Origin of the sequence: Aquibacillus albus, from assembly GCF_016908325.1 — a bacterium.
GTDB classification, from domain to species: Bacteria; Bacillota; Bacilli; order Bacillales; family Amphibacillaceae; genus Aquibacillus_A; species Aquibacillus_A albus.
Genome location: NZ_JAFBDR010000008.1, coordinates 124,245 through 149,781 on the forward strand (window position 1 = coordinate 124,245; position 25,537 = coordinate 149,781).

Genomic DNA, 25,537 nt, shown 5'->3' on the forward strand with positions numbered 1-25,537 from the left:
CTGTAAAGGGTATTTTTTTTAGCACAGGAAATGCTATAATTAGAGAGAAATTTGTTGTAAGGAGTAAAAACATGTCAAAAAGAGTTAGCTTATATGCATTATTCGCAATTTTTTCTCTTTCCTATGTCATTTCCCCCTATTCAAAGGGGTTATTCTTCGATAGACACTTTATTTGGTGGGCATTGTTGATCTTTACTGTTACATTATTATGGTTTTTTATAAGTAATGAAATTCAATTTAACTATTTGTTTATATTTATTATTCCATTGTTGTACGCAGTTAGCTTATTTACGGCTGTTTCAGTCAACAGTACAGTCAACGAACTTATCAGATGGTCAATTTATATCGTTTCTCTATACATTATAATTGATGCTAAAAGACTACCGTACATATCTAAAATATTACCTTTTGTCGTATACATAACAGGAACATGGATAGCAATATTTGGTATTTTGTCAAAATGGGGATTAGTTGAGTTTCAAGATAGTTTTCTAGGATCAAGGATGACAAGCGTCATTCAATATCCCAATACCTTTGCCGTTATTGTAGCAGCGTTTTTATTGTTTGGTATTATTAATCTATTAAGAAAAGACATGAAATTCTACGATCTATTATTTTATTCTATTCCATTAGCATCTTTTATAGTTGCTATTTTGTATTCCTCGTCAAGAGGTGTATTTGTATTATTTCCTATCACCTGGTTTATTGGACTCATTTTAGTTAGAAGTTTAAATAAGAAAATAGAATATCTGTTTATTTCTTTTGTTACGGTAAGTTGTGGAGGTTTGGTCTATCTCAACATGTTAAAGAATGGTGTCGGTGAGTTTTTCGGTAAAGAGTTACTATTTTTATTAATGTATTCCTTTATTGTTTCGACTTTCGTCATTATTTACAAGAAAATAAGTGATAAATTGCATATTAATTTATCAAAACGGACTCAGATAGTTACATCAATAGGTATTCCGATATCTATTATTGTGGCAGGCATTTTATTTGTACTAGACATTTTAAATAAAGGGCTTATTTACTCACTTTTACCATCTAACTTACAAGCTAGACTAGATACAATTGACCTTGAACAAACCAGCTTATTAGCTAGACAAGATTTCTATGTTACTGCGATTCAGATTATCAAAGATACACCGCCTTTTGGTTTTGGAGCAGATTCGTGGAATATTCTTTTTACCCAATACCAAGAAGAGCCTTTTTGGGCAACAGATGTTCACAATTTTTACTTAAATCAACTGATGAACCTAGGATGGCTCGGTGGCATGCTCTTTTTTGGAGTATTAATATATTTAATCGTTAAATCTGCAAAGAATATTTGGACAAATAGGAATAACAATATTGTTCATTTAAAACTTTCTTCAAGTGTGGCAATTATCATGCTATTACTTCACAGCGCAATGGATTTCAACCTGTCCTATGGCACTACAGTATTTATTCTGATAGGATTATTCGGAATCATATTAGAACCGGAAAGTAATAGTAATAAGCTAGTGATAAAGCATAATAGATTAATTAAATACGCATTGTTAGTTCCACTGATTATAATTGTTACATTCTATACATCTAGAATAGCATATGCTAATTACCAATTTGCACAAATTAATGATAAAGAAACATTAAGCGAAAAAGAGGAAATTTTACTTAAGGTTAATTCTGCAAAGCCTTATGATCCAAAAAGTTATAGTGATTTAGCTACTTTATATGCAACTGCTTATAATAATTCAAGAGATGAAAAGATTAAGGATAAAATAATAGAGTTAATTACAGAAGCTGCTAAAATTGAACCAAGAAATCGGGACATATCCTATGATTTAGCCTCTATTTCAGAGGATATCGGCGAGACAAATTTAACATTTTTGTTACTTGAACAAACAATTGAAAATGATCCTTTTAGAGGTACGGCATATCACGGTCGAATTGGTATGGGGTCAGAACTTGCTCTTGAATTAAGTAGTGAAGGTAATATGGACACTGCAAAGAATGAGGCATCAAAAGTTATCGAATATTACGAATCTTATATGACCATACGTGATAAGTTCTCCGAAAAGTCAATTCCTAATAAACGTGGAGTGAATATTAATCAGGAATCTCATTATTTTGCAGCACAAGCTTATATCATATTAGGTCAATTTGATAAGGCTTTAAAAGCACTTGAATACGTGAGCATTGACCCAGAAAAAGATAAAGAAAAGTTTTTAAGGCAGCAAGCAATGACAAATGTAGCATTGATTCAAGCAAATAAAGTTAAAGAAGCAGATGAAATTTTTAACACAATGCATGAACAATATCAGGATTTCAATGCCTATGTTGAAGGATATAAAAAATTAATAAGTACGGAGTGATCACATGGAAGAAGAAATATCCTTGAAAGAAATATTGACAATACTATGGGAAGGGAAAATAACGATTATAAGTGTTACAATCGTTGTAACATTACTTGCAGCCATATTTAGTAATTTTTTCTTAACACCTAAATATGAGACGTCTGCTACAGTATTAATTAACAGTGTACAGCAAAATGAAACGGGCTCATCCGCTTTTACTGGATATTTGAATGAAGCAGTGTCACCTCAAATTTTTATGGAAAGAGTTGCTTCATTAGAAGTGTTACGAAGAGTAAAGGATAAGACCCCAACCTCAGAAAGAGAGTTAACAAGTTATCAAAATAATTTATCAGTTGAATTGACAGAAGATAGTAATTTAATTAAGCTGACCTTTACCGGTACAAACCCTGCAGAAATTCAAGAAACGTTAACAAGTATTGTTGAAGAAGCGAAGATTTATACTGAAGAATTAATTAGTGACCGTTTAATCACCTTATCCAATCAATTTAGAGAACAAGCTGAAATAGAAAAGCAATCCTTGGATCAATTATTGGCAGAATACAATCAAATGCGAGTATCAGAAGGATTACCATCAATTGTTGTCATGGATGCAGTAACAAGTAACAGTAATCAATTCATTTTAAATAGTGAAGATTTGGAAGAGTTTCAAAACTTAGATCGAACCAAACAAGTGGAGTTTGAAAAAATTAATAGCAAAATAAGGAATTTAACCTCCTTATATAACCAATATTACAGTAGCTATGAAGAGGGACGAAGCCTGGCAGATTTTTATAAAGTAGACAATAAATTTTCGGTTTTATCACAACCATTTGAGCCAATCAATCCAGTTTCACCAAATGTACTACTAAATACAGCAATAGCATTTGTGATCGGTTTAATGGTTTCCGTAGGACTTGTATTTTTTCGCGCCTATTGGCGAGATGAAACTAGTAAATAGTGGCAATAACATTTTTTTACAAAACCCTTCAAATAGTGTCGAGAAATAGTATAATAGAATTAAATGACCAAGTTACTTTAAGTAATCTGTAATAGGTCCATAGTTGTTAGTCATCATAGGAAAAGGATGAATAGACAAGCTTCTTTGTTTTCATCCTTTTATTTTTGTAAATGGAGAGGAACAATATGAGTTACCACAAACGAATTATATTCTTAGTTGGGCTGGATTCGTTAATTGTCTTATTTTCGATATTTATTGGGTATTTTATTTTACAGCCGATGTATGCTTCAAACCCTTACCCAACTTTATTGTTTAGCTCGTTATCCCTATTAGTATGTCACCATGCGTTTGCCTTTCGATACAAGCTTTACCATAAAGCATGGGAATATGCGAGTGTTGGGGAACTGATTGCGATTGTTAAGGCAATTACCTTTTCGGTTGCTGCAACTGGGGTTATTCAACTGATTTTTATGGGTGCTATGTATAAACGGGTACTTGTATTAACTTGGATGCTACATATTCTATTAATTGGTGGATCGCGTTTTTCTTGGAGAATCATTAGAGATCGTTTTATTAAACCAAACAATTCAAAAAAACGTACACTCATAGTTGGAGCAGGTTCAGCTGGTACTATGTTGGTTCGCCAGTTAATGAAAAGCAATGATTCGGATATAGACCCAATCGCATTTGTCGATGATGACTTAACGAAACAAAAGCTTGAAATATATGGGGTGCCTGTAAAAGGGAAAACGGATGAGATTGTAAAAATCGTTGAAAATTATAATATCAAACATATAATTATCGCTATTCCTTCATTAAGCAAAAGTGAAATTCAGGCGATTTACCAGCAATGCAGTAAAACAAATGCGAAAACACAAATTATGCCGATGATTGAAGATATCGTAACCGGAAAAGTATCGGTAAACTCCTTCCGTGAAGTCGAAGTAGAAGATTTGTTAGGTCGTGATCCAGTACAGCTTGATACCGATAGCTTGAAGAAAAAAATTACTGAAAAAACGATCCTTGTGACCGGTGCAGGTGGTTCAATTGGATCAGAAATTTGTCGTCAAGTATGTAAGTTTCATCCGAAGAAAATTATACTACTTGGACACGGGGAAAATTCGATATATCAGATTGATATGGAGCTAAGACAGGCCTATCAGCAATCGTTTGAAATAGTTCCTATTATTGCAGATGTACAAGATAAAACAAGAATACTAGAAGTGGTTGACTTTCACCGACCAGAAGTTATTTACCATGCCGCAGCACATAAGCATGTACCACTAATGGAATATAATCCGAAAGAAGCGGTCAAGAACAATGTGATTGGCACAAAAAATGTTGCAGAAGCAGCAGATATATTTGGTGTGGAGACATTCGTACTTGTTTCCTCAGATAAAGCTGTGAATCCAACCAATGTGATGGGATCAACGAAACGAATTGCTGAAATGGTGATACAGAATCTTGCCAAAGAAAGCAATACAAAATTTGTTGCGGTTCGATTTGGAAATGTGCTCGGCAGTCGTGGAAGTGTCATTCCATTATTTAAAAAGCAAATTCAAGCAGGCGGCCCCGTTACAGTAACAGATCCTGAGATGACTCGCTATTTCATGACGATTCCGGAAGCTTCAAGATTGGTGATGCAAGCGGGTGCGCTCGCTCGAGGTGGAGAAATCTTTGTCCTCGATATGGGTGAACCAGTTAAAATCGTTGATTTAGCAGAAAACCTGATTCGGCTTTCTGGTTATACCGTCGATGAAATTGGCATCAAATTTTCTGGAATCCGACCAGGAGAGAAGCTGTTCGAGGAATTACTTAGTGAAAAAGAAGTACATCCAAAACCAGTCTATCCGAAAATATTTATTGGGAAGTCCGTGGAAGTGGAATATGACAAAGTTGATAATTTAGTATCTAACCATATGATGTTTGACCAACACTATTTGAAAGATTACGTTGTGTCGTTAGCGAATAATCGGGAGATGGAAGTTTATGGTGTTGTGAATAGTTGATAGATGTGGTTTGAAAAGGCGCTAAATAATAATTTGCGAAATGGTTCTTTGCTTTTTCGGTACTTACGTACCTATTTGCATATGCTCTTTTCCTTATAATCTAAAAGGTACTTTTTGAACACTATTAATAATGATCGGAGGAATAGCTTTGAAACAGGTAAAAAAAGCAATTATACCCGCAGCTGGACTTGGTACACGGTTTTTACCAGCAACGAAGGCGATGCCGAAAGAGATGCTACCAATCGTAGATAAGCCGACGATTCAATATATTGTAGAAGAAGCGATTGCGTCCGGTATTGAAGATATCATTATTGTGACAGGAAAAGGGAAGCGGGCAATCGAGGATCATTTTGATAACAACTTTGAGTTAGAAGATAACTTAATCAAAAAGGAAAAATTTGATTTGCTGGAAAAAGCAACGCAACCGGCGGAAGTTGATATCCATTACATACGACAAAAAGAACCACTGGGACTAGGACATGCGGTGTGGTGCGCGCGTAAGTTTATCGGTGATGAGCCTTTTGCAGTGTTGCTTGGGGATGATATTGTCCAGGCGGAGACTCCGTGTTTAAAGCAGTTGATTGATCAATATGAAGAAACTGGTGGATCGGTTGTTGGGGTGCAGAAAGTGCCGGATGAGGATACACATCGGTATGGCATTGTTGATCCTAGTGTGCAAGAGGGTAGAAGGTATCAGGTTAATAGATTTGTGGAAAAACCGCCTGAGGGAACAGCACCTTCAAATCTTGCGATTTTGGGTAGGTATGTTTTGTCGCCTAAGGTGTTTAAGTACTTAGATCGAAAAGAAGTTGGGTCTGGTGGAGAAATCCAGTTGACGGATGCGATTCAGATGTTAAATGAAAGTCAGAGTGTATTTGCCTATGATTTTGAGGGCAAGCGGTATGATGTTGGAGAGAAGATGGGCTTTATTAAGACGACGATTGAGTTTGCATTGAAGGATGAGGAGTTAGGGGCGCAGGTGGAAGAGTTGATTAGTGGTTTGGTACCAGAAAAAGTAGATGGTTAACATATTTTTTAAATACATTCAAATGGAATGTTAGAGAAATATTTACTGGTAATGTCTCCCTTAACCTTTATCAATGGAGGCACTCGGCTATGCTGTGGGTGATACACCTTAGACACTTTTGTCGTTAGTATGGTGTGAGGAAGGGTTAGATGCCCTTGTAGGTAGCAGATGCGAAATTTGTATAATTTTGAACAATCAGCTACTAATTATTTAAATTAGTAGCTGATTGAATGGTAAATATAATTGGAGGGAACTCAGTTAGGATTACTAGATAGGTAAATATCTATTTTGTATTTGTGTAGATGTTGAATAGATATTGAGAGGTATTTATTGAAGTGGATTAATTTAGTGGTTTAGTAGTTGATTGGAAGAAAGTGTCCAATTGAGTCCTAATTTACTAAATAACTTTTAAAGGGAGTTTTACGGTATGTATTTGAAGATAAAGAGACTGATTGATATCATTCTATCTTTAATTGGACTTATAGTATTATCACCGATTTATTTAATACTAATTATTGGTATTAAGATCGACTCAAGAGGTCCGGTTCTATTTAAACAAAAGCGTATTGGTATCAACAAAACACATTTCAAAATCTTGAAATTTCGCACTATGCGAATAGATACGCCTAAGGACACTCCTACACATCTGCTGGAAAACCCTCAACAGTATATTACTAAAATGGGTAACTTTTTGAGAAAAACTTCACTTGATGAGTTACCGCAGATTTGGAATATCTTTGTTGGGCAAATGAGTATTATCGGCCCACGGCCAGCACTGTGGAATCAATATGATTTGATTGCTGAACGGGATAAATATGGTGCAAATAATGTTCCACCTGGGTTGACTGGTTGGGCTCAGATTAATGGTAGAGATGAACTGCCTATTGAAGTAAAGGCAAAATTAGATGGAGAGTACGTTGAAAGAATTAGTTTAAGGATGGATGTTAAGTGCTTCTTTGGAACAATTGTAAGTGTTGTTAAAAGTGACGGGGTTGTTGAAGGTGGAACGGGAAGGACGACCAAAAAAGACGTTGCTGCTACAAAAAATCAAGCAAAATAAATTAAGAGATGGGTAAGGTGCTGATAGATGGATAATAAAATCACATTATTTGTAAACACGGTAAAGTATCTAAAACCTTCACAGATATATTATAGAGTGTTTAATAGATTGAAACGAGAACTGTACACAAGGAAATTATTATCTGTAAAAATACCCACCGAAGTAAAGGTTAGGGAAGGTTACGATTACATTATACCTGAAATAGACTTTGATAAGGAATATTTGGAAAGGTTTGACGTTGATGACATCTTTAAGGATAAATTTACATTTATTAATTTAACAAACCAAATAGAATTATCTAAAGCCTGGAATAACAAAGAATTACAGCATTTGTGGAGATATAACTTACATTATTTTGAATACTTATTCAAATTAGCTTATGAGTTTTCTATGGGAAATAATCAAACAAAATACTATGAGAAATATAGAGACATGATCAAAAATTGGATCAATAATAACCCGTATGCGTATGGTGATGGTTGGCATCCATATACTATTTCTTTAAGACTAACTAATTGGATAGCAACGTATCGAATTTTTGAAGAAACTATTAAGTTAGATAGAGAGTTTGATAAGACATACAGAGAATCTCTGTTTTTGCAGTATCAATATTTACAAGCCAACTTAGAAAAAGATGTTCTAGGGAATCATTATTTTGAGAATATTAAAGCACTTATCATTGGAAGTGTTTTTTTTGAAGATACAAAAATCAAAGAAAAGTTTAAAAGGGAATTATTTAAGCAGCTTATGGAACAAATTCTAGAAGACGGAATGCATTTCGAACTAAGTCCCATGTATCACAAAATAATACTAGAAGATTTAATTAAAATAACATATTGGCTAAAAGACGAAGAAATTTATGATGATCTAATATTCTATATTCAAAAAATGATAGATGTAACATACAGTTTTGAAAAGGGCTTCGGTAAGACACCAGCATTTAATGATAGTGCTGATGGAGTTAGTAAGGATTTTAAGGCTCTATTAGAAACATGTAGCAAATATTTTGGGTTAGTTCCAGTAACCAAAACAATCTTTGAAGAAAGTGGATTTTATATTATCAAAGATTCGAATAAGAAGCTAATTTTAGATACTGGAGAAATTTGTCCAACTTATCTTCCTGCTCATGGCCATTGTGATGCATTAAGTTTTGAATTATCAATCAAGGGAGTTCCTTTCATTGTTAATTCTGGCACTTATCAGTATGAAAATGGTCAATGGAGGGATTACTTTAGAAGTACGAAAGCTCATAACACTATTTCTATATCAGACCAAGAACAATCACAATTCTGGGGAAGCTTTAGAGTGGCTAAGCGTATAAATAAGGTTAGTAGAAAGCAATTCTTGTATAAAAATATTCAATTTTATGCCGGGTCCTATGTTTCATATACTGGTGATCAACATAAAAGATATATTGGTTATTTAGATGAAAATACAATAATCATTTTAGATTATGTAAATGATCATATGAAAGACAATATTAAAAGTTATTTACATTTTGCACCTGAAACAAGAGTGGAAATTAAAGGTGAAATTGTCCAAGCAAATAAAGGTAGTGAAACAATTAAGCTAGCACCAATAGGAATAAATAATGTAAATGTAAAGCAAGGTTGGTATTCCGAACAATTTAATGCTAAAGAAAATAATAAACATTTAGTTTTTCACAAGGAAAAAAATCGACATTATTTTGGTTATTTAATAGGTTTTAATTCTACTAACTACAAAGTAAAAGAATTAGACAATGGAATTAAAATAACTGGAGATAAAGAACTAATTATTAACTATGAAGAATTGGGAGTTATGTTATGAAGATAGTTGTTATAAGTCACTATTTCCCACCTGAAATAGGAGCCCCATCCGCAAGATTATATGAGATGGCTAGACATTGGGTAGAACTTGGTAATGAAGTACATGTGGTTACATGTTTTCCTAACCATCCTACAGGAATAATACCTAAAAAATACAGAGGTATGAAATACATGTATGAAAAAATGGATGGTATCCATGTGCATAGGAATTATGTATATGCTACACCTAATAAAGGTTTTATTAAAAAGACATTAGGCCATATATCTTTCATGTTTTCTTCTGTATTACTATCCATGAGGAAAATAAAAAATCCGGATGTAATAATAACTAGTTCACCAACATTCTTTTCTATCTTTTCGGGATATTGGTATAGCTCAAGAAAAAAAGCTTCATTTGTACTTGAAATTAGAGATTTGTGGCCTGCGGCAATGATAGAACTAGGAGTTATGAAAGAGGGTTTCATAACAGATACACTAGAAAAGATGGAGCTGTTTTTTTACAGAAAGAGCAAAAGACTAATAATGGTAACAAAATCATTTAAAGAGAATGTTGTTAATAGAGGTATCGATGAGAACAAAGTACATGTTATAACAAATGGAGTGAATCAGGATTTATTTTACCCTAAGAAAAAAAATAAGGACATAATCAAAAAATATAATTTGAATGAAAAATTTGTTATCTCTTATGTAGGGGCACATGGTATTTCCCAAAATTTGAGTACCATATTAAAGGTTGCTAAGAGCTTAGAAGACGACAAGGAAATTCAATTCTTATTTATTGGTGAAGGTGCTGAAAAAGATAAATTAAAGCAAATAGCTAGTGAACAGGAGATAAAGAATGTTACTTTTGTTGATTCGCAGCCTAAAGAGGTGATTCAAGAGTTTTATAACACTTCTGATATATCGTTAATTCCTTTAAAGGACATAGAATTGTTCAAGACTTTTATCCCCTCGAAGATGTTTGAGATAATGGCCTGCGGTGTTCCGATAGTTGCTAGTTTAGAAGGGGAATCAGCAGATATTTTAAAAGAGTCCAAAGCAGCTGAAGTAGTTAAACCCGATGATCCAGAACAAATAAAGAAGGCAATTAAAAAGCTTAAAAGCGATAAGGTACTATTGGAAAAATTAAAGAAAAATGGTCCGGCATTTGTTGAACAGAATTATTCAAGAAGGAAGCTCGCAGAACAATACTTAAAAATTATAAGTGAAACATAGAGGGAGATTTAGATGATTTTACTGACAGGTGCTACAGGTTTTCTAGGAGAGTTTGTTCTAGAAGAACTAGTGAAAAGAGGTCATGAAGTTACTTGTTTTGTAAGAAAAACTAGTGATCTTGATAAAATTAAGCGATTAAATGTTAATTATGTTTATGGTGAGTTAGAAGACTATAGGTCAATTTGTGAAGCGCTAAAGGGAAAAGAGGCGCTAATTAACATAGCTTCTCTGGGATTTGGACATGGCCCCAATATAGTAAATGCATGTGAAGAAGTAGGAGTAAAGCGATCCATTTTTGTTAGTACTACAGGCATATTTACTAAGTTAAATCCTGATAGTAAAGGGATCAGATTAGCGGCTGAAAAACTAATAAAAGAAAGCAACTTAGATTATACAATTATTCGTCCAACCATGATTTATGGGACTTCTAAAGATCGCAATATGTGGAGATTAGTAAAATATTTAAAAAGATTACCTGTACTCCCTATATTAGGTTCAGGTACCTATTTGCAACAACCAGTATATGTAAAAGATTTAGCAATAGCTATTGTAAGTGCTTATGAAAAAAACATAAGTATTAAGAAGGCTTATAATATCTCTGGTGACAAGGCACTCTCCTATAATGAAGTCGTTGATATAACAGGTAAAGCATTAGGGAAAAAGGTAGTAAAAATTCATATACCTATGAAGTTAAGCTATAACTTATTAAAAATGTACGAAAAGGTATCAAAAAGGCCTAAGTTGAAAGCTGAACAAGTACTAAGGCTTAATGAAAATAAGGATTTTTCATATGAAGAAGCAAAAAAAGATTTAGGATATAATCCATTAAGCTTTGAAGAGGGAATAAAGCTGGAAGTATCAGAAAGATAATGCTCGAAGGAAGGTATTTAAATGATTAATATTATTGGACTCGGCTATATTGGCCTACCCACTGCTCTAATGTTTGCAAAAAGTGGGTTAAAAGTAGTTGGAACTGATTATAACTCCAATCTAGTAAATTCATTAACTGAGGGTAAGCTTACTTTTGAGGAAGAAGGCTTAGAAGAACTTTTTCAAGAAGCAATTTCCAATGGTATTGAATTTACAACAGAATACAAGAAAACACACACTTATATTATTGCTGTTCCAACACCTTATATAAAAGATAGTAAGAAACTTGATCCAAAATATGTTATTTCTGCAGTAAATAGTGTTCTAGATATTTGTGAAAAGGGTGCAGCATTAATTATTGAATCAACAATTTCACCAGGGACAACTGATAAATATATACGCCCAGAAATAGAAAGAAGAGGATATGTTATTGGTGAAGATGTTCATCTATTACATGCTCCTGAGAGAATAATTCCAGGTAAAATGATCTATGAACTTGAGTATAATTCAAGAACAATAGGTGCAGATAATCTTGAAATAGGAGAGAAGGTTAAAGGCCTCTACTCAAATTTCTGTAAAGCAGAAATTGTTGTAAGTGATATTAGATCTGCAGAAATGTCTAAGGTTGTAGAAAATACTTATCGTGACATTAATATTGCATTTGCAAATGAATTAGCTAAGATTTGTCGTACCGATAATATGGATGTTTATGAGATTATTAGAATTGCTAATATGCATCCGCGAGTCAATATATTACAACCAGGACCAGGTGTCGGTGGGCATTGTATTTCTGTTGATCCTTGGTTTCTAGTCGGTGACTATCCTGACTTAACTAACCTAATTCTAACTGCACGGAAAATTAATGATTCTATGCCCAGACATGTATTAGGAAGAATTAGAGATATTATGAGAGAGCATGGTATAAAGGATATATCAAAAGTGGGTCTTTATGGATTAGCGTATAAAGAAAATGTTGATGATACAAGAGAGAGCCCTACACTTCAATTGTTAGAAAGAATGGACGAGCATTTAGCATTTGGAGTTAAAGTATTTGACCCATTTGTTAAGGAAAGAATTGTAGACCATCAATTTATGAACTTTGAAGACTTTTTAAATGAGATAGAAATTCTTGTAGTTATGGTGGGGCATGATCACATTAAAAATAATAAAGATTTAATTAAAGAGAAGTTAGTTCTTGATGCTAAAAATATCTGTGCTTTTGAGAGTTCATATAAAATATAAGTTGAAGTAATTTAAGTATTTTATGTTTACTTAATGATTGTAAGTATGTAGGAGAAATGGAATATAAAGGGATTAGAGTTTAAATGTAAATAAAAATTATGATTAAAAGCTTTAATCATAAAATGGATAAAAGTATGGGTATTTATAAGTGGAAGGATGTAAATTTATTGGGAAGGATATGGAGTAGAGATTTCTTACTAAAAGTATGGGTTTTTTTCATAGGTTTTCCCTTATTTATAAACGTCGGGGGACCAGAGGTTATTGGTTTAGGTACGTCTGTATTTAGTAATCAGCCCGGAATAAATTTGCCAATAAGCTTTTTTATTATGATATGGTTATTATTAGCAACTACATATAAAAAAATAGTTTTAAGAGAAAAATGGATTATTACATCATTGACAAAGCAATACATTTTTTTGTTTTATGTTTGTTTTTTATTGGCATTTTTTGGCATATTAATTAGTAATAAAATTACTGATTTGATCTTTGTATTTCAGATGACAGTTCCATTGTTAGTGTATATTATAATAACAAATTATATTGACTGTATTAAAAAGTTTGAATTTATAATCAAAATAATGGTAGTAGGAGCTATTATAGGTTTTATACTTTTAGTAATTTCAAACATAGTCAATTATGGCCTTGAGATACTTTTGGGCTCAAAACCTTTAACAGACGAGGTATTTTTTTTAACAGTTTATCAAATCTATGATTACTATCCGGTAGTTATTGCTGTTATTGCAATTTTATTGTTTAATTGGTTCTTAAACAGTGAATCATTTTACAAAAAAAACCTATTATTTATTCTGTTTATTATTGCTATTATCGTAATGACTAAACTTAACTCAAGAAATGCATTATTAGCTTTTGGTATAAGTTTTTCTTTATTAGTCTTTTTCGGTAATTTAAGATATCGTTTAAAGTTAATATTAGCTTTTCTAAGTTTTGGTGTTCTCTTGGTTTTATATAGTTTAAACCTTTCGGTTTTTCATAGAATTTTAAATGCAAACAATAGCATATCTGTTCGTTTAGAAAGACTAGAACAAGGTTTGCATCAAGTCTACTCTCATCCCTTATTTGGTTCGATGTTTAGGTCAGATGAGATAACAGGTTTTCATAATCAATATCTAGAGTTAGCTGGAAATGCAGGAATATTCATTACAGTGGCTTTCTTTTCCTTTTTATTAATGTTTATATTCAGAACAGCTAAATATATTAAAAGGCAAAATAACAAACAATTAAAATCCATATCAGTTTCAATTGTTTGTATAATTATAGGGATTTTATTAGGCTCTAATATAGCTCAAAGTAATTTTACACAACCGATGAGTTCCTTTTTAATTTGGTTTTTAATTGGTTGTCAAGATTCTCTTAATAGGCTAAAGGAAAGATCAGATATATAAATTTTTTAAAGCAAAAACATGGAATTTATAAAATAATAATTTAAATAGAGGGAAGAGGTTATACATGAAACAATTATTTCTAATGGTTAAAGACGGAACCGTAAAACTAATAGATACGCCACACCCTACAGTTAAGGACAATTATGTACTAGTTGAAACTCATTATTCAGTGGTTAGTGCTGGAACCGAAAGAAGCCTTACTTCATTTGGTGGAAAAAATTTACTTCAAAAAGCGTTAGAGAGACCAGATCAAGTAAAAAAAGTAACAGAAAAAATGTCAACAGATGGAATATTAACTACCATAGACTCTGCGTTTAATCGCTTAAAGGAACCAATGCCAATGGGTTATTCTGGTGTTGGAAAAATTATAACTTGCGGCAGAGGAGTAACAGAGGTAGAGGTAGGAGATATTGTAGCAATGGCAGGACATGCCTACCATAGTGAAGTAAATCGTGTAAATAAAAACCTAATTGCAAAAATACCAGAAGAGTTCGAAGATTATCGCCAAGGTGCATTATGTGCTTTAGGTGGCATTGCATTGCAAGGAATCCATCAAGCAAATGTAGTACCAGGTGAAACGGTTGCTGTCATTGGCCTTGGTTTATTAGGACATATTGTATCACGTATATTAAACGCTTATGGTTGTGACGTAATTGGTTATGACGTAGTAGATAAATCATTACCTGGTACAAACCTAAAAGCTTTTGTAAACTCAAATGATGAAAATGCAGAAGACATAACAAAATCACTTACAAAAGGTAGAGGCGTTGATAAAGTAATCATTACAGCTGCTGCAAATAGTAACGGACCAATGGATTTAGCTGCAGCAATTGCTCGTGATCGAGGAACGATCTGTATGATCGGTGTAACTCAAATGAATATTGATAGACGTCCATATTATGATAAAGAGTTAACATTCACGATTGCGCGTTCATATGGCCCAGGAAGATATGATTCCAATTATGAAGAAAAAGGTATTGATTATCCAATTGGTCATGTTCGATTTACTGAGGGACGAAATATCGAGGAATTTATCCGTTTAATAGTAGAAAAGAGAGCAGACTTCTCAGATTTAATAACTCATGAAATAGCCTTTGAAAAAGCTAATGAAGCGTATGAAATGATCACAACAAACACTAATAAAGTGAAGTATATTGGCATTTTACTAAAATATGCACAAAATGATGCTAAATGGAAAGGTACTGTAGATTCTAATTCTAATAAGTTAGTAGATAAAAATGCCGTTTCTGTTGGCTTAATAGGCGCGGGAAATTTTGCGAAAAATACTCTTTTGCCAATTATGAAAGATACTGGACTTTATCGTTTTAAGGGACTAGCTACAACAGGTGGTGTAGGGTCTGCACAGGCTAATCAAGTTTTTTCATTTGATTATGCTACAAATGATGATAAAGAATTATTAGATGATGATGAAATTGATTTGATAGTAGTATCAACACAACATAATAGTCATGCAAAGTTCATAATAGAGGCACTTGAAGCCGAAAAGCATGTGTATTGTGAGAAACCACTATGTTTAACACTTGATGAACTTGAGAAAATAGAATCAACTTATAAAGCTTCAAAAGGTGAATTATTCTGTGGGATGAATAGAAGGCATGCACCTCTTATAAAGCAAATTAAAAAAAAGTTAAATACAGACTCAAACCCAGCAATTTATGATTATATTTGTAATGCAGGTTACATTCCTGGGGATCATTGGACACAGGATGAAAAAGTGGGTGGTGGAAGGATAATCGGTGAGGCATGCCATTTTGTAGACGTAATTCAATATCTTGATGGTAGTGATTTATTATCCTTGAACCTATCTTTTGTTCAAAATGAAGCTTATCCAATGAAAGATAACGCTATAATAACATTAAGGTTTAAATCGGGTGCTATTGGTAATATTATTTATACTTCTATGGGATCAAAAAAGTATCCAAAAGAACAACTAAGGGTATTTTCAAATGGTAAGGTTTATGAAATGGATAATTATATTAAAATGAATCAATTCGGAAGTGTTAAGAAAAAGAAGATGAAATTAAGACAGGATAAAGGAATAAAAGACGAGTACGAGTATATTTATAGTGTACTGAAAGGCGAAAAGGAAAATACTGTGATTGAGGATACTTTTGTTAATCATCGTTTATTAATTGGGAGTAAATAATTTTTAGTATTGGAGAACATATATGAATAAAAAGTCTATTGTTATGATTGGACCTTTTCCACCTCCAATTGGAGGGATTTCAATTCATACCTCAAGATTGGTTAGTGAAATTAATAAAAAGTATAAAATATTTAAAATTGATACATCAAGAAATAGAATTATTCAAGGAGTAATTCTTTTAAAATTGCTTATATTATCAAAGGTTAAACTTTCGACATTTATTGTTCATAACCATGTGTTTAAGCTTTGGTCAAACTCAATTATAGTATTTTTATGCAAGTTTTTTGGTGTTAAGTATATCCAGACTATCCATAGCTTTAGAATAAACCATGATGAGTTAGGTAGTAAGGAAATAAAATTAATAAAATTTATAATCCGAAATACCTACAAGACTATTGCTGTTAGTAATAAGATTAGAGAGGATTTGCTTCAGTTTGATCCAAGTCTTTCTGAAAAGATTACAGTAATTCCAGCTTTTATACCTTATGAGAATAAACAAGTGAGCAGTAAGAAATACTTAGATGATTTACAGATTAGTGAATTCTTAAAATCACATGAAGTTATTTTGTGTGCAAATGCTTATAAAATTGTTTTTTATAATAATGAAGACCTATACGGACTTGATTTATGTATTGATTTAATGGGTAAAATTAAACAATTAGACTTCAATGTGGGTTTTATTTTTATGTTACCTCAAATATCCAATAGTGAATATTACAACAATTTGTTAGAGAAGATTCGTGAATTAGGATTAGAACAAGATTTTCTTTTTATCAATAAAGAGGTGGATTTGGTACCTCTGTTTGAATATGTTGATATTTTTTTAAGGCCAACCAATACTGATGGAGATGCATTATCAATTAGAGAGTCATTATATTCAGGAACTCCTTGTATAGCTAGTGATGTTGTAGATAGACCATTAGGTACAGTTACTTTTAAAAATAGGAATGTAGTAGATTTATATGAAAAAGTACAAAATGTAATTATAAATCTAGAAGAAGAAAAAGCAAAGGTACGAAATTTTAGTAATACACATGAGGAATTTATTGATAAATATTATAGACTGTACGAAAAATGTAATTAGATAAACCTTCTGTATTCATTTCAAAAAAGTTTCAGATAATTATTATCTTGATTTAATGCTTAAGAACATAGCTCTAATTGAAGATCAAAATAAAGAATACAAAAATTAGAAAGGTAAGTTTATGAATAGAAAACATAAAGTTATGCAGATAATACCCAATCTCGGACTTGCTGGAGCAGAAGTTATGGTGGAAAACTTAGCTGTGAGTTTAAAGGATAAAGGTTATAGAGTAAGTGTTGTTAGTTTATATAATGAAAAATCTGTAATAACAACAAGGTTAGAAAATAAAAATGTACCATTATTTTATTTAGGGAAGAAAAAGGGTTTAGATATAAAGATTATCTTTAAATTATTTAAGCTATTTTTGAAAGAAAGACCTACTATAGTTCATACACATCGTTATGCAATGCAATATGTGATACCTGCTGCATCATTAGCAAGGATACCCATAAGGGTCCATACTATACATAATGTTGCAGTCAAGGAAGTCTCGAAATCCCAAAGACTATTACATTATTTTTTTTTCAAATACTGCAAAGTTATTCCTGTATCTATTAGCCCGCTTGTAAAAAAGTCTGTAATTGAAGAGTATAAATTTATTGATAGTGAAGTTGAGATGATTTATAACGGTATAAATTTGGAAAAGTGTATTCCGAAAAGTGAATATCTCAGTAACGGTGATATAAGTCTTCTTCATATAGGGCGTTTTACAGAACAAAAGAATCACATTGGTTTAATAGAGAGCTTTAAAATCGTAAATGATAGCTTTCCTAATACAACTTTGCAGTTAATTGGTTCGGGTGACTTAGAAAACGAGATAAGGAAAAAGATTAAAGAATTAAATTTAGAACACTCAGTTCAAATTTTGGGATTAAAGTCGCAGGTATATCCTTATCTAAATAAAGCAGATATATTTGTCCTTCCTTCACATTGGGAAGGTATGCCAATTACTTTGATTGAAGCTATGGGAACAGCCTTACCAATTGTTGCAACGGAAGTAGGGGGAATTCCTGATATGATTAAAAGTGATGTATCAGGTTTACTTGTAAATGTGGATAAAGAAAGTATTGCAAAAGCCTTATTGAAATTGGTGAAAAATGCACCTCAAAGACAGAAACTTGGCAATAGAGCAAAAATTGATTCTGAACATTTTTCAGTACAAGTTATGCAAAAACATTACTCGAATATATATGAAACTTACTATTCAAAGTTTAAATTAAATAAGTGATTATTTGATATATGCTAAGCAGATCAAGAAAATACTTGAATTGTAGCTTATGAAAAGATTTATTTGGTTTTAATAAGTCGTTAGTTTTGATGGTAGTGTCTTTTTTGTTGGGGACAATAATATTTTTCTTTTTATTTATTGTTCATTAGGGCAAATAATTAAAGGCAAAAAATCATTCCTGAAATGAGGAAACCTGAGGATTGAACAAAAAAGAGCCTCTTAGCATAGTACAGGGTGTCAATGCGCATTGACACTGATATTAGATAAATACCAAGGTGAGGATCCATATTGAACTGTAATAATAACCGTTAAATTTCGAAATTACACCATCAACCATAATCTAGGCATTGAAATTGCCAAGACTAGGATTCGAATTTGGCAGAAAAGTATGTTTGACAATCAAATATACGGATTACAAACAGTTACTGTACATGGGTAAACAGACTTATGAATTAAAATGATAAAATTGCTATTATTTTGAATCGGAGTTAACGGGATAGTACTGGTTTGACATAACTAATTATTTATGAGCCAAGGTTTACAGTTTTGTGCTAGTAAATCCAAAGCACGTGAAGAAGTCCAAGAAGCTCAATGGAAAGTGATAAAACAGATGCGCGGTAATTGCATAGCTGGAGAAGGAGGGGAGATAAACTTTACCAAATCTTTTCGAAGGCATTTATCCTGAATTAAGAGAAAACATGAATTTAAAAGATCAACTAACCAAGCATTTGATGATTATTGAGTGTCGCATTTAGAACAACATTGAGCTATACTTCCCGGGGCGGGGGTTAACGCTGGGTTTAAAACAACCTCTTAAACACTTAGGGAATTTTCATTTCCGTCGGACATGCGTAAAATGACCTAGGAAGAATATTAGCACAATGGAAAATTGACGTGAAACGTGATTTTTGGCATCAAACGAGCAACGAAACTAGTAGAAAGGCAAACAAAAGCTGTAATTAAAAGTATTATTCTTTTAGTAATAAAAATGAATTAATACTATTAGGCTTAAAGAACAATTTTTAATAAATTTAATTTAAATATGGATGCAAAAATGGAAAGGGACTAAATTAAGTGAGAATTTTATTTGCGAAAACTCCTGATATCTTTAAAGGATCTGCTATTTCTTTCTTTTTAAAGGTGACTTCTTTTATACTTGGTTATATATTACATTTTTTGATTGCAAAAATTTATGGAGCTTCAAGTGTAGGGATTTATTCAATTATACAAACATTAATAAACATTTTTGTTGTTCTGAGTGTTATGGGTCTTGATACCACTTCGTTAAGGTTGATATCTCAATATAAGGATGGCTTTAATACTAATGTTTCTGGTTATTACTATAAAAGAATAACTATTTTTATATTATTTTCGTCTTCTGTAGTGACTTCTTTAGTATTAGCAATTTCTCCTGTTATTAAAGAAAGCTTTTTTGGTGATATAAACTCGTATATTCCAATTATAGTTGTTGCAATCGCAATCCCCTTTATGTCACTATTAAAAGTTACATCTGAAAGTTTTAAGGGGTTTAATAAAGTGAAAAGTGCTTCATTATTCATATTTGTATTGGTGCCCTTATTTAATATAATTTTTATAGTTATTCTTGATTTAATTAATAGTAACGGGTATTTGATGCCGTTAATTACTTATTTGTGTTCATTAATTATAAGTAGTCTATTATGTTTTTACTTTTTGTTGAAATACTTGTATAGAACAAGAACTGAAAGTAAAACTGTTAAAAATGTATCTTACAGAAGTTTACTTAAGATTTCACTACCAATGCTGGTTACTTCGTCTATGTTATTAATTATGAGTTGGACAGATATTTTGATGATTGGCTATTTTATGAATACTAATGATGTAGGAATCTATAGTATTGCTGTAAAAGTTGCTACAATTACTAGCTTTACATTGACTGCTGTTAATACAATTAGTGCACCTAAATTTTCAGAATTATTCTGGAAGAAGGAGATAATTGGATTAAAGAAAATAGTAGAGACTTCGTCTAAACTAATATTCTTGTCATCAACTCCTATTTTATTTTTTATATTCTTCTTTTCTAAAGATATTCTCAGTTTATTCGGCAAAGAATTTATAGGTGGTTGGTTTGTCTTGATTATTTTAGGTATGGGACAATTTATTAATTCGATTACGGGCTCTGTTGGTTATCTTTTAAATATGACTGGAAATCAAAAGGTCTATAGAAATATAGCTATAACCTCTGCACTTTGTAATATTCTTTTAAACTTTATTTTAATTCCTTTATTTGGCCTTATGGGTGCTGCAATTGCTACCGCTTTTAGTACTGCGTTACTAAATATAGGCTCTACAATTCAAGTTAAGAGAATTTTTGGTTGGTGGACAATTTATATTCCCTTTATTAATTTAATAAAGAAGGCACTTTAAGGATATGTTTGACTCATTTGTATTGAGTAAATAAGAATTGAAATTTATATAGGTAAGAAGGAATAAATATAATATTTTAATGATACTTTTCTATCGGCTTCACTTGATTAGTAATAGAATGAAAATAATAATTTTTTTGCTTTAATAATTATTTTTATATATTTTGATTTAAATCAGCAAAGGATTGGGTGTAAAATGATTAAATTTTTCAAAAAATTTTTACTGAGGTATTTGAAAAATAAAGGTTATTGTTTAAAAAAAAGTGTTTTTGATAACGAAATTTTTATAGAAAAAAAAATTATTTTTATACATGTTCCTAAAGTAGCTGGAAATGGTATATTAAAATCACTTGAACTGGAGGCCCCTCGTCATACCCATTTATATACCTATGAAAGTGAGGATTTTAAAAAATATAACGAATTTTTTAAAATAGGTTTTGTAAGAAATCCCTGGGATAGAATTGTATCCTCTTATTTTTATTTAAAAAATGGTGGAATGAAGAATAAAAACGATTTATATATGCAGCAACAATTAGACAGGTTCAATAGTTTTTCAGATTTTATCTATGAATTGCATTTAAACAAAAATTTTAGAAAAGAAATGCTAAAGAAAGTGCATTTTAAGCCTCAGTATTCATGGATGATGAATTCTATTGGTGAACTTGAGATGGACTATGTTGGGCGTTTTGAGAATTTAACTGAGGGTTTTGAAATTATTAAAAGAAAGTTAAACAAACCTGAAGCAAAATTAAAAAATTATAATTCAAGTAAACATGATCCATATTGGAAGTACTATGACAAAGAATTAATACAGTGTGTGGGTGAAATTTACAAAAAAGATATAGAATTGTTCAACTATGATTTCCCGTATGAGAAGTTAAACGATAAAAATCATAAATAAGAGGATATAAGCGTTTTAAATTAATCAGCATAAATTGTGTCATTCTTTTTGACGGTTACAAAGTTGAATTACAGATAGAATTAGGTAAAGGGGAGAGAAAAGATGGATAAAACTATTTTCTTTATAGGTGAAGGACGGAGTGGAACGACTGTAATTTTTGAAGTTTTTTCCAGACATAAGGATATTGCATATTTGTCTAATTATACTGATAAGTTTTACTTCCCTCAAACTGGTCTGATTCATAGGATTATTAAAAAACGAGGGAAAAAAAATCAATACAATGATGTACCGATACTAAACAAAACTTTCCCAAAACCTTCTGAAGCATATGATACATGGGAAAAGCTGTGTGGGAGTAAAATAAGATACTCTTTTATGAGAAATATTCAGCCCACACAAATAGAGGCTGAAAGTGTAATAAAATATATAAACCAGATAAAGAAATATCAAGGTAAAAAATTATTTTCTACAAAGTTTACTGGACCACCTAGAATATCATATTTTACACAGGTCTTTGATAACATATCTTTTGTTAACATAGTAAGGGATCCAAGAGCTGTAGTTGCATCTTTAATGAATGTTAAGTTTTGGAAAGATAAAGGTGATGAACCTTTTTGGGATGGGACTTTTACAGAACATGAATATGAGATTTGGAATAGGTATGATAAATCCCAAGTTGCGCTAGCCGCATTAGAGTGGAATTCAATTTATAAGCAAACGGAAATTGAGAAAAATATATCGAATTGCCATGTTATTAATATAAAATATGAAGATTTTATGGAAAACCCTAAAAAGGAAATGAATAGTTTGTTAGATTACTTAAATCTAGATTACTGTAACAGTCTTCAAAGTCATATAGAAAAGGTAGATAATAAGAATATGAATTATAAATACAAAGAGAGGTTAAGCGAAGATCAAATCAAGGTAGTCGAAGAAGTATGTAAAGATGCTATGGAAAAACTCGGTTATCTTTAGTGTTATCAATGTTAAGAGTTTAATAATTTTATTTAGCAAAGGGAATTGGAGAAACTATTTAATGACTCTATTTATTTGTTAAGAGACCTTTTATAAGGATATGTTAATCAGGAGGTACAATAAATGAAAGAACTAACTCACCTCGATCAACTTGAGGCTGAAGCAATATATATAATCCGAGAAGTAGCCGCGGAATGTGAAAATCCCGTTATGCTTTATTCGATTGGGAAGGATAGTTCTGTAATGTTGCATTTAGCAATGAAAGCTTTTTATCCAGAAAAACCACCATTTCCTTTCATGCATGTAAATACGACATGGAAGTTTAAAGAAATGATCGAATTCCGTGATCGTAAAGCAAAAGAGCTTGGGATAGAAATGATAGAAGAAATTAATAAAGAAGCGGTAGAACAAGGAATTAATCCATTCGACCATGGCTCAGCTTATACAGATATTATGAAAACTCAAACTTTAAAACAAGGGTTGGACAAATATGGGTTTGATGCTGCCTTTGGTGGTGGACGACGGGACGAGGAAAAATCCCGTGCAAAAGAGCGCATTTTTTCTTTCCGTAATAAAAACCATGCCTGGGATCCCAAAAACCAAAAGCCTGAAATGTGGAAACTTTATAACCCAAGAATCAATAAAGGCGAAAGCATGCGTGTTTTCCCACTTTCCAACTGGACAGAAAAGGATATATGGCAATACATAAGAAAAGAAAATATCGATATTGTTCCATTATACTTTGCGAAAGAAAGACCTGTTGTTTACCGCGATGGAAATATCGTAATGGTAGATGATGATCGGATGAAATTAGAACCTAATGAAGAAGTGGTGATGAAGAAAGTTCGTTTCCGTACATTAGGTTGCTACCCTCTTACTGGTGGTGTTGAGTCAGATGCAGAGACTCTAGATGAAATCATCGAAGAAACACTTGGTGCTGTATCATCTGAGCGTACAAGCCGTGTTATTGACCAAGAAGCAGCTGGTAGTATGGAAAGACGTAAGCGAGAGGGGTATTTCTAAAGTGAAAAGTCTATTAAAATTTATTACGTGCGGAAGTGTAGATGACGGAAAATCAACTTTAATTGGCCATATGTTATATGATGCTAAACTATTATTTGCTGATCAAGAAAAAGCTTTAGAGCTTGATAGTAAAGTAGGAAGTCGTGGAGGAGAGATTGATTATTCTCTTCTACTTGATGGTTTAATGGCAGAGAGAGAACAAGGGATCACGATTGATGTAGCATATCGTTATTTCACTACTGATAATCGTTCCTTTATTGTTGCTGATACACCAGGACACGAAGAGTATACACGTAACATGGCTGTAGGAGCTTCGTTTGCAGACCTAGCTATTATTCTAGTTGATGCAACAAAGGGTGTTATTACTCAGACCAAACGTCATGCTCGTATTTGTGCTTTAATGGGAATTAAACACCTTGTCTTAGCTGTAAACAAAATGGATTTAATCGGATATGATGAAAATCGGTTTAATGAAATTAAAGAAGATTTCTTACAAATCACTCAAGGATTTAATATGGAAAGCATTCAAGTGATTCCTGTATCTGCTACAGAAGGAGATAATATTACAGGGAAATCAGACTATACTCCTTGGTATGATGATATTCCACTATTACCATATTTAGAACGTGTTGATGTAAGTAAAGAAAATGAACATATTGGATTTGTTATGCCAGTTCAACGTGTCAGTCGACCAAACCATACATTCCGTGGTTTCCAAGGACAAATAGAAGCTGGTGATATTTCAGTAGGTGATGAGGTAATCACGTTACCAAGTAACGAAAAAGCGAAAGTAAAAAGTCTGTTAGTTACGGATAAAGAAATGGATGCTGCTGCTATTGGACAACCTGTTACAATTCAATTGGACCGGGAAGTAGATGTTTCTCGTGGTAATGTATTAACGACAGCAGATAATATTCAAGTTACGGATATGTTTACAGCAACCATTCTTTGGATGGATGATGCGAAGCTAGTACCTGGTAGAAACTATCTCGTAAAAGTTGGAACGAAAACACTACCGGGTACCGTGATGAAGATAAAACATAAAATTGATATAAATACAGGTCAAGAAATTCCAGCAGATCAAGTATTTAAAAATGAATTAGTTGCATGCGATATTTCTCTATCAGAAAATATGGTATTTGATACATTTGAGAATAATGAAGCACTAGGTGGATTAATTTTAATTGATCGCGTAACAAATATGACGTCGGCCTGTGGTGTCATTGAGCATTCACTAAGAAGATCAACCAATGTTGTATGGCAAGAGACGGATGTTACAAGAGTGATTCGTTGCCAGCAAAAAGGACAGCAACCATTAACGCTATGGTTTACAGGCCTTTCTGGTTCAGGGAAATCAACACTTGCGAATGAAGTCGAAAAGCGTTTGGTGTCACTGGGTCATCATACTATGTTATTGGATGGCGATAATGTACGTCATGGCTTAAATAAAAACTTAGGTTTTAAAGAAAGTGACCGTGTCGAAAATATTCGTCGGATTGCTGAAGTTGCTAAGTTGATGAATGATGGTGGTTTAATTACATTAACGTCATTTATTTCTCCATATGAAAGTGACCGTTACAATGCTAGAAGAATTATTGGTGAGGAATATATTGAAATCTTTGTTAGCACACCACTTGAGGTATGTGAAGAGCGTGATGTAAAAGGCTTGTATAAGAAGGCTCGTGCTGGGGAGATTCCAAACTTTACAGGTATTACTAGTCCATATGAAGCTCCGGAAAATCCAGAAATTGAAATTGATACAAGTAAGTATTCTTTAGAAGAAGCAACAGATCTTGTGGTAAAACAAATTATGAAATACTTGGATTAAT

General features: G+C 32.3%; 18 protein-coding genes. All 18 read left to right on the forward strand.

What is annotated here, in order from left to right:
* Positions 1–71 precede the first annotated feature (71 nt).
* The 18 genes from JOC48_RS09065 (at position 72) to cysC (ending at position 25,536) form a co-directional block, all read left to right on the forward strand.
* Positions 72–2,351, forward strand: a complete 2,280-nt coding sequence (locus JOC48_RS09065; RefSeq protein WP_204498905.1) for an O-antigen ligase family protein — start codon at positions 72–74, stop codon at positions 2,349–2,351.
* A 4-nt stretch (positions 2,352–2,355) separates the two neighbouring features.
* Positions 2,356–3,291, forward strand: coding sequence for a Wzz/FepE/Etk N-terminal domain-containing protein (locus JOC48_RS09070; RefSeq protein ID WP_204498906.1), 936 nt, complete (start codon positions 2,356–2,358; stop codon positions 3,289–3,291).
* Between the two features lie 185 nt (positions 3,292–3,476).
* A complete protein-coding gene (locus JOC48_RS09075) occupies positions 3,477–5,300 on the forward strand; it encodes a polysaccharide biosynthesis protein (RefSeq protein WP_204498907.1) in 1,824 nt (607 codons plus the stop codon).
* A gap of 148 nt (positions 5,301–5,448) precedes the next feature.
* Complete coding sequence (galU, locus tag JOC48_RS09080) at positions 5,449–6,327, forward strand: UTP--glucose-1-phosphate uridylyltransferase GalU (protein WP_204498908.1); 879 nt, start codon at positions 5,449–5,451, stop codon at positions 6,325–6,327.
* Between the two features lie 427 nt (positions 6,328–6,754).
* Positions 6,755–7,387, forward strand: a complete 633-nt coding sequence (locus tag JOC48_RS09085; protein ID WP_204498911.1) for a sugar transferase — start codon at positions 6,755–6,757, stop codon at positions 7,385–7,387.
* A 27-nt stretch (positions 7,388–7,414) separates the two neighbouring features.
* Positions 7,415–9,196: a heparinase II/III family protein gene (locus JOC48_RS09090; RefSeq protein ID WP_204498913.1), complete on the forward strand. Its 1,782-nt coding sequence runs from the start codon at positions 7,415–7,417 to the stop codon at positions 9,194–9,196.
* A complete protein-coding gene (locus tag JOC48_RS09095; RefSeq protein ID WP_204498916.1) occupies positions 9,193–10,410 on the forward strand; it encodes a glycosyltransferase family 4 protein in 1,218 nt (405 codons plus the stop codon). The genes JOC48_RS09090 and JOC48_RS09095 overlap by 4 nt, the downstream gene beginning before the upstream one ends.
* Positions 10,411–10,422: 12 nt before the next feature.
* Positions 10,423–11,280, forward strand: coding sequence for an NAD-dependent epimerase/dehydratase family protein (locus tag JOC48_RS09100; RefSeq protein ID WP_204498918.1), 858 nt, complete (start codon positions 10,423–10,425; stop codon positions 11,278–11,280).
* 21 nt (positions 11,281–11,301) lie between these two features.
* Entirely contained in the window at positions 11,302–12,522 is a 1,221-nt protein-coding gene (locus JOC48_RS09105) for a nucleotide sugar dehydrogenase (RefSeq protein WP_204498920.1), read from the forward strand.
* Positions 12,523–12,644: 122 nt separating this feature from the next.
* On the forward strand, positions 12,645–13,925 hold the full coding sequence (locus JOC48_RS09110; protein ID WP_204498923.1) for an O-antigen ligase family protein: 1,281 nt from the start codon (positions 12,645–12,647) through the stop codon (positions 13,923–13,925).
* Between the two features lie 64 nt (positions 13,926–13,989).
* Complete coding sequence (locus JOC48_RS09115) at positions 13,990–16,092, forward strand: bi-domain-containing oxidoreductase (protein WP_204498925.1); 2,103 nt, start codon at positions 13,990–13,992, stop codon at positions 16,090–16,092.
* 22 nt (positions 16,093–16,114) lie between these two features.
* Positions 16,115–17,176, forward strand: a complete 1,062-nt coding sequence (locus JOC48_RS09120; protein ID WP_204498928.1) for a glycosyltransferase — start codon at positions 16,115–16,117, stop codon at positions 17,174–17,176.
* A gap of 121 nt (positions 17,177–17,297) precedes the next feature.
* Positions 17,298–18,404 (forward strand): glycosyltransferase, encoded by a 1,107-nt coding sequence (locus JOC48_RS09125; RefSeq protein WP_204498930.1) that lies wholly within the window; start codon positions 17,298–17,300, stop codon positions 18,402–18,404.
* Positions 18,405–19,478: 1,074 nt separating this feature from the next.
* The gene (locus tag JOC48_RS09130) at positions 19,479–20,810 is read left to right on the forward strand and encodes an oligosaccharide flippase family protein (RefSeq protein ID WP_204498933.1); all 1,332 of its coding nucleotides are present in this window, start codon (positions 19,479–19,481) and stop codon (positions 20,808–20,810) included.
* A gap of 195 nt (positions 20,811–21,005) precedes the next feature.
* Positions 21,006–21,710, forward strand: a complete 705-nt coding sequence (locus JOC48_RS09135) for a sulfotransferase family 2 domain-containing protein (protein WP_204498935.1) — start codon at positions 21,006–21,008, stop codon at positions 21,708–21,710.
* 102 nt (positions 21,711–21,812) lie between these two features.
* Positions 21,813–22,685, forward strand: a complete 873-nt coding sequence (locus tag JOC48_RS09140; protein WP_204498937.1) for a sulfotransferase — start codon at positions 21,813–21,815, stop codon at positions 22,683–22,685.
* A 123-nt stretch (positions 22,686–22,808) separates the two neighbouring features.
* Positions 22,809–23,708 (forward strand): sulfate adenylyltransferase subunit CysD, encoded by a 900-nt coding sequence (gene cysD, locus JOC48_RS09145; protein WP_204498938.1) that lies wholly within the window; start codon positions 22,809–22,811, stop codon positions 23,706–23,708.
* A 1-nt stretch (position 23,709) separates the two neighbouring features.
* Positions 23,710–25,536 carry an adenylyl-sulfate kinase gene (gene cysC, locus JOC48_RS09150; RefSeq protein ID WP_338024259.1) on the forward strand — a complete coding sequence of 609 codons (1,827 nt, stop codon included), beginning with the start codon at positions 23,710–23,712 and terminating at the stop codon, positions 25,534–25,536.
* Position 25,537 lies beyond the last annotated feature (1 nt).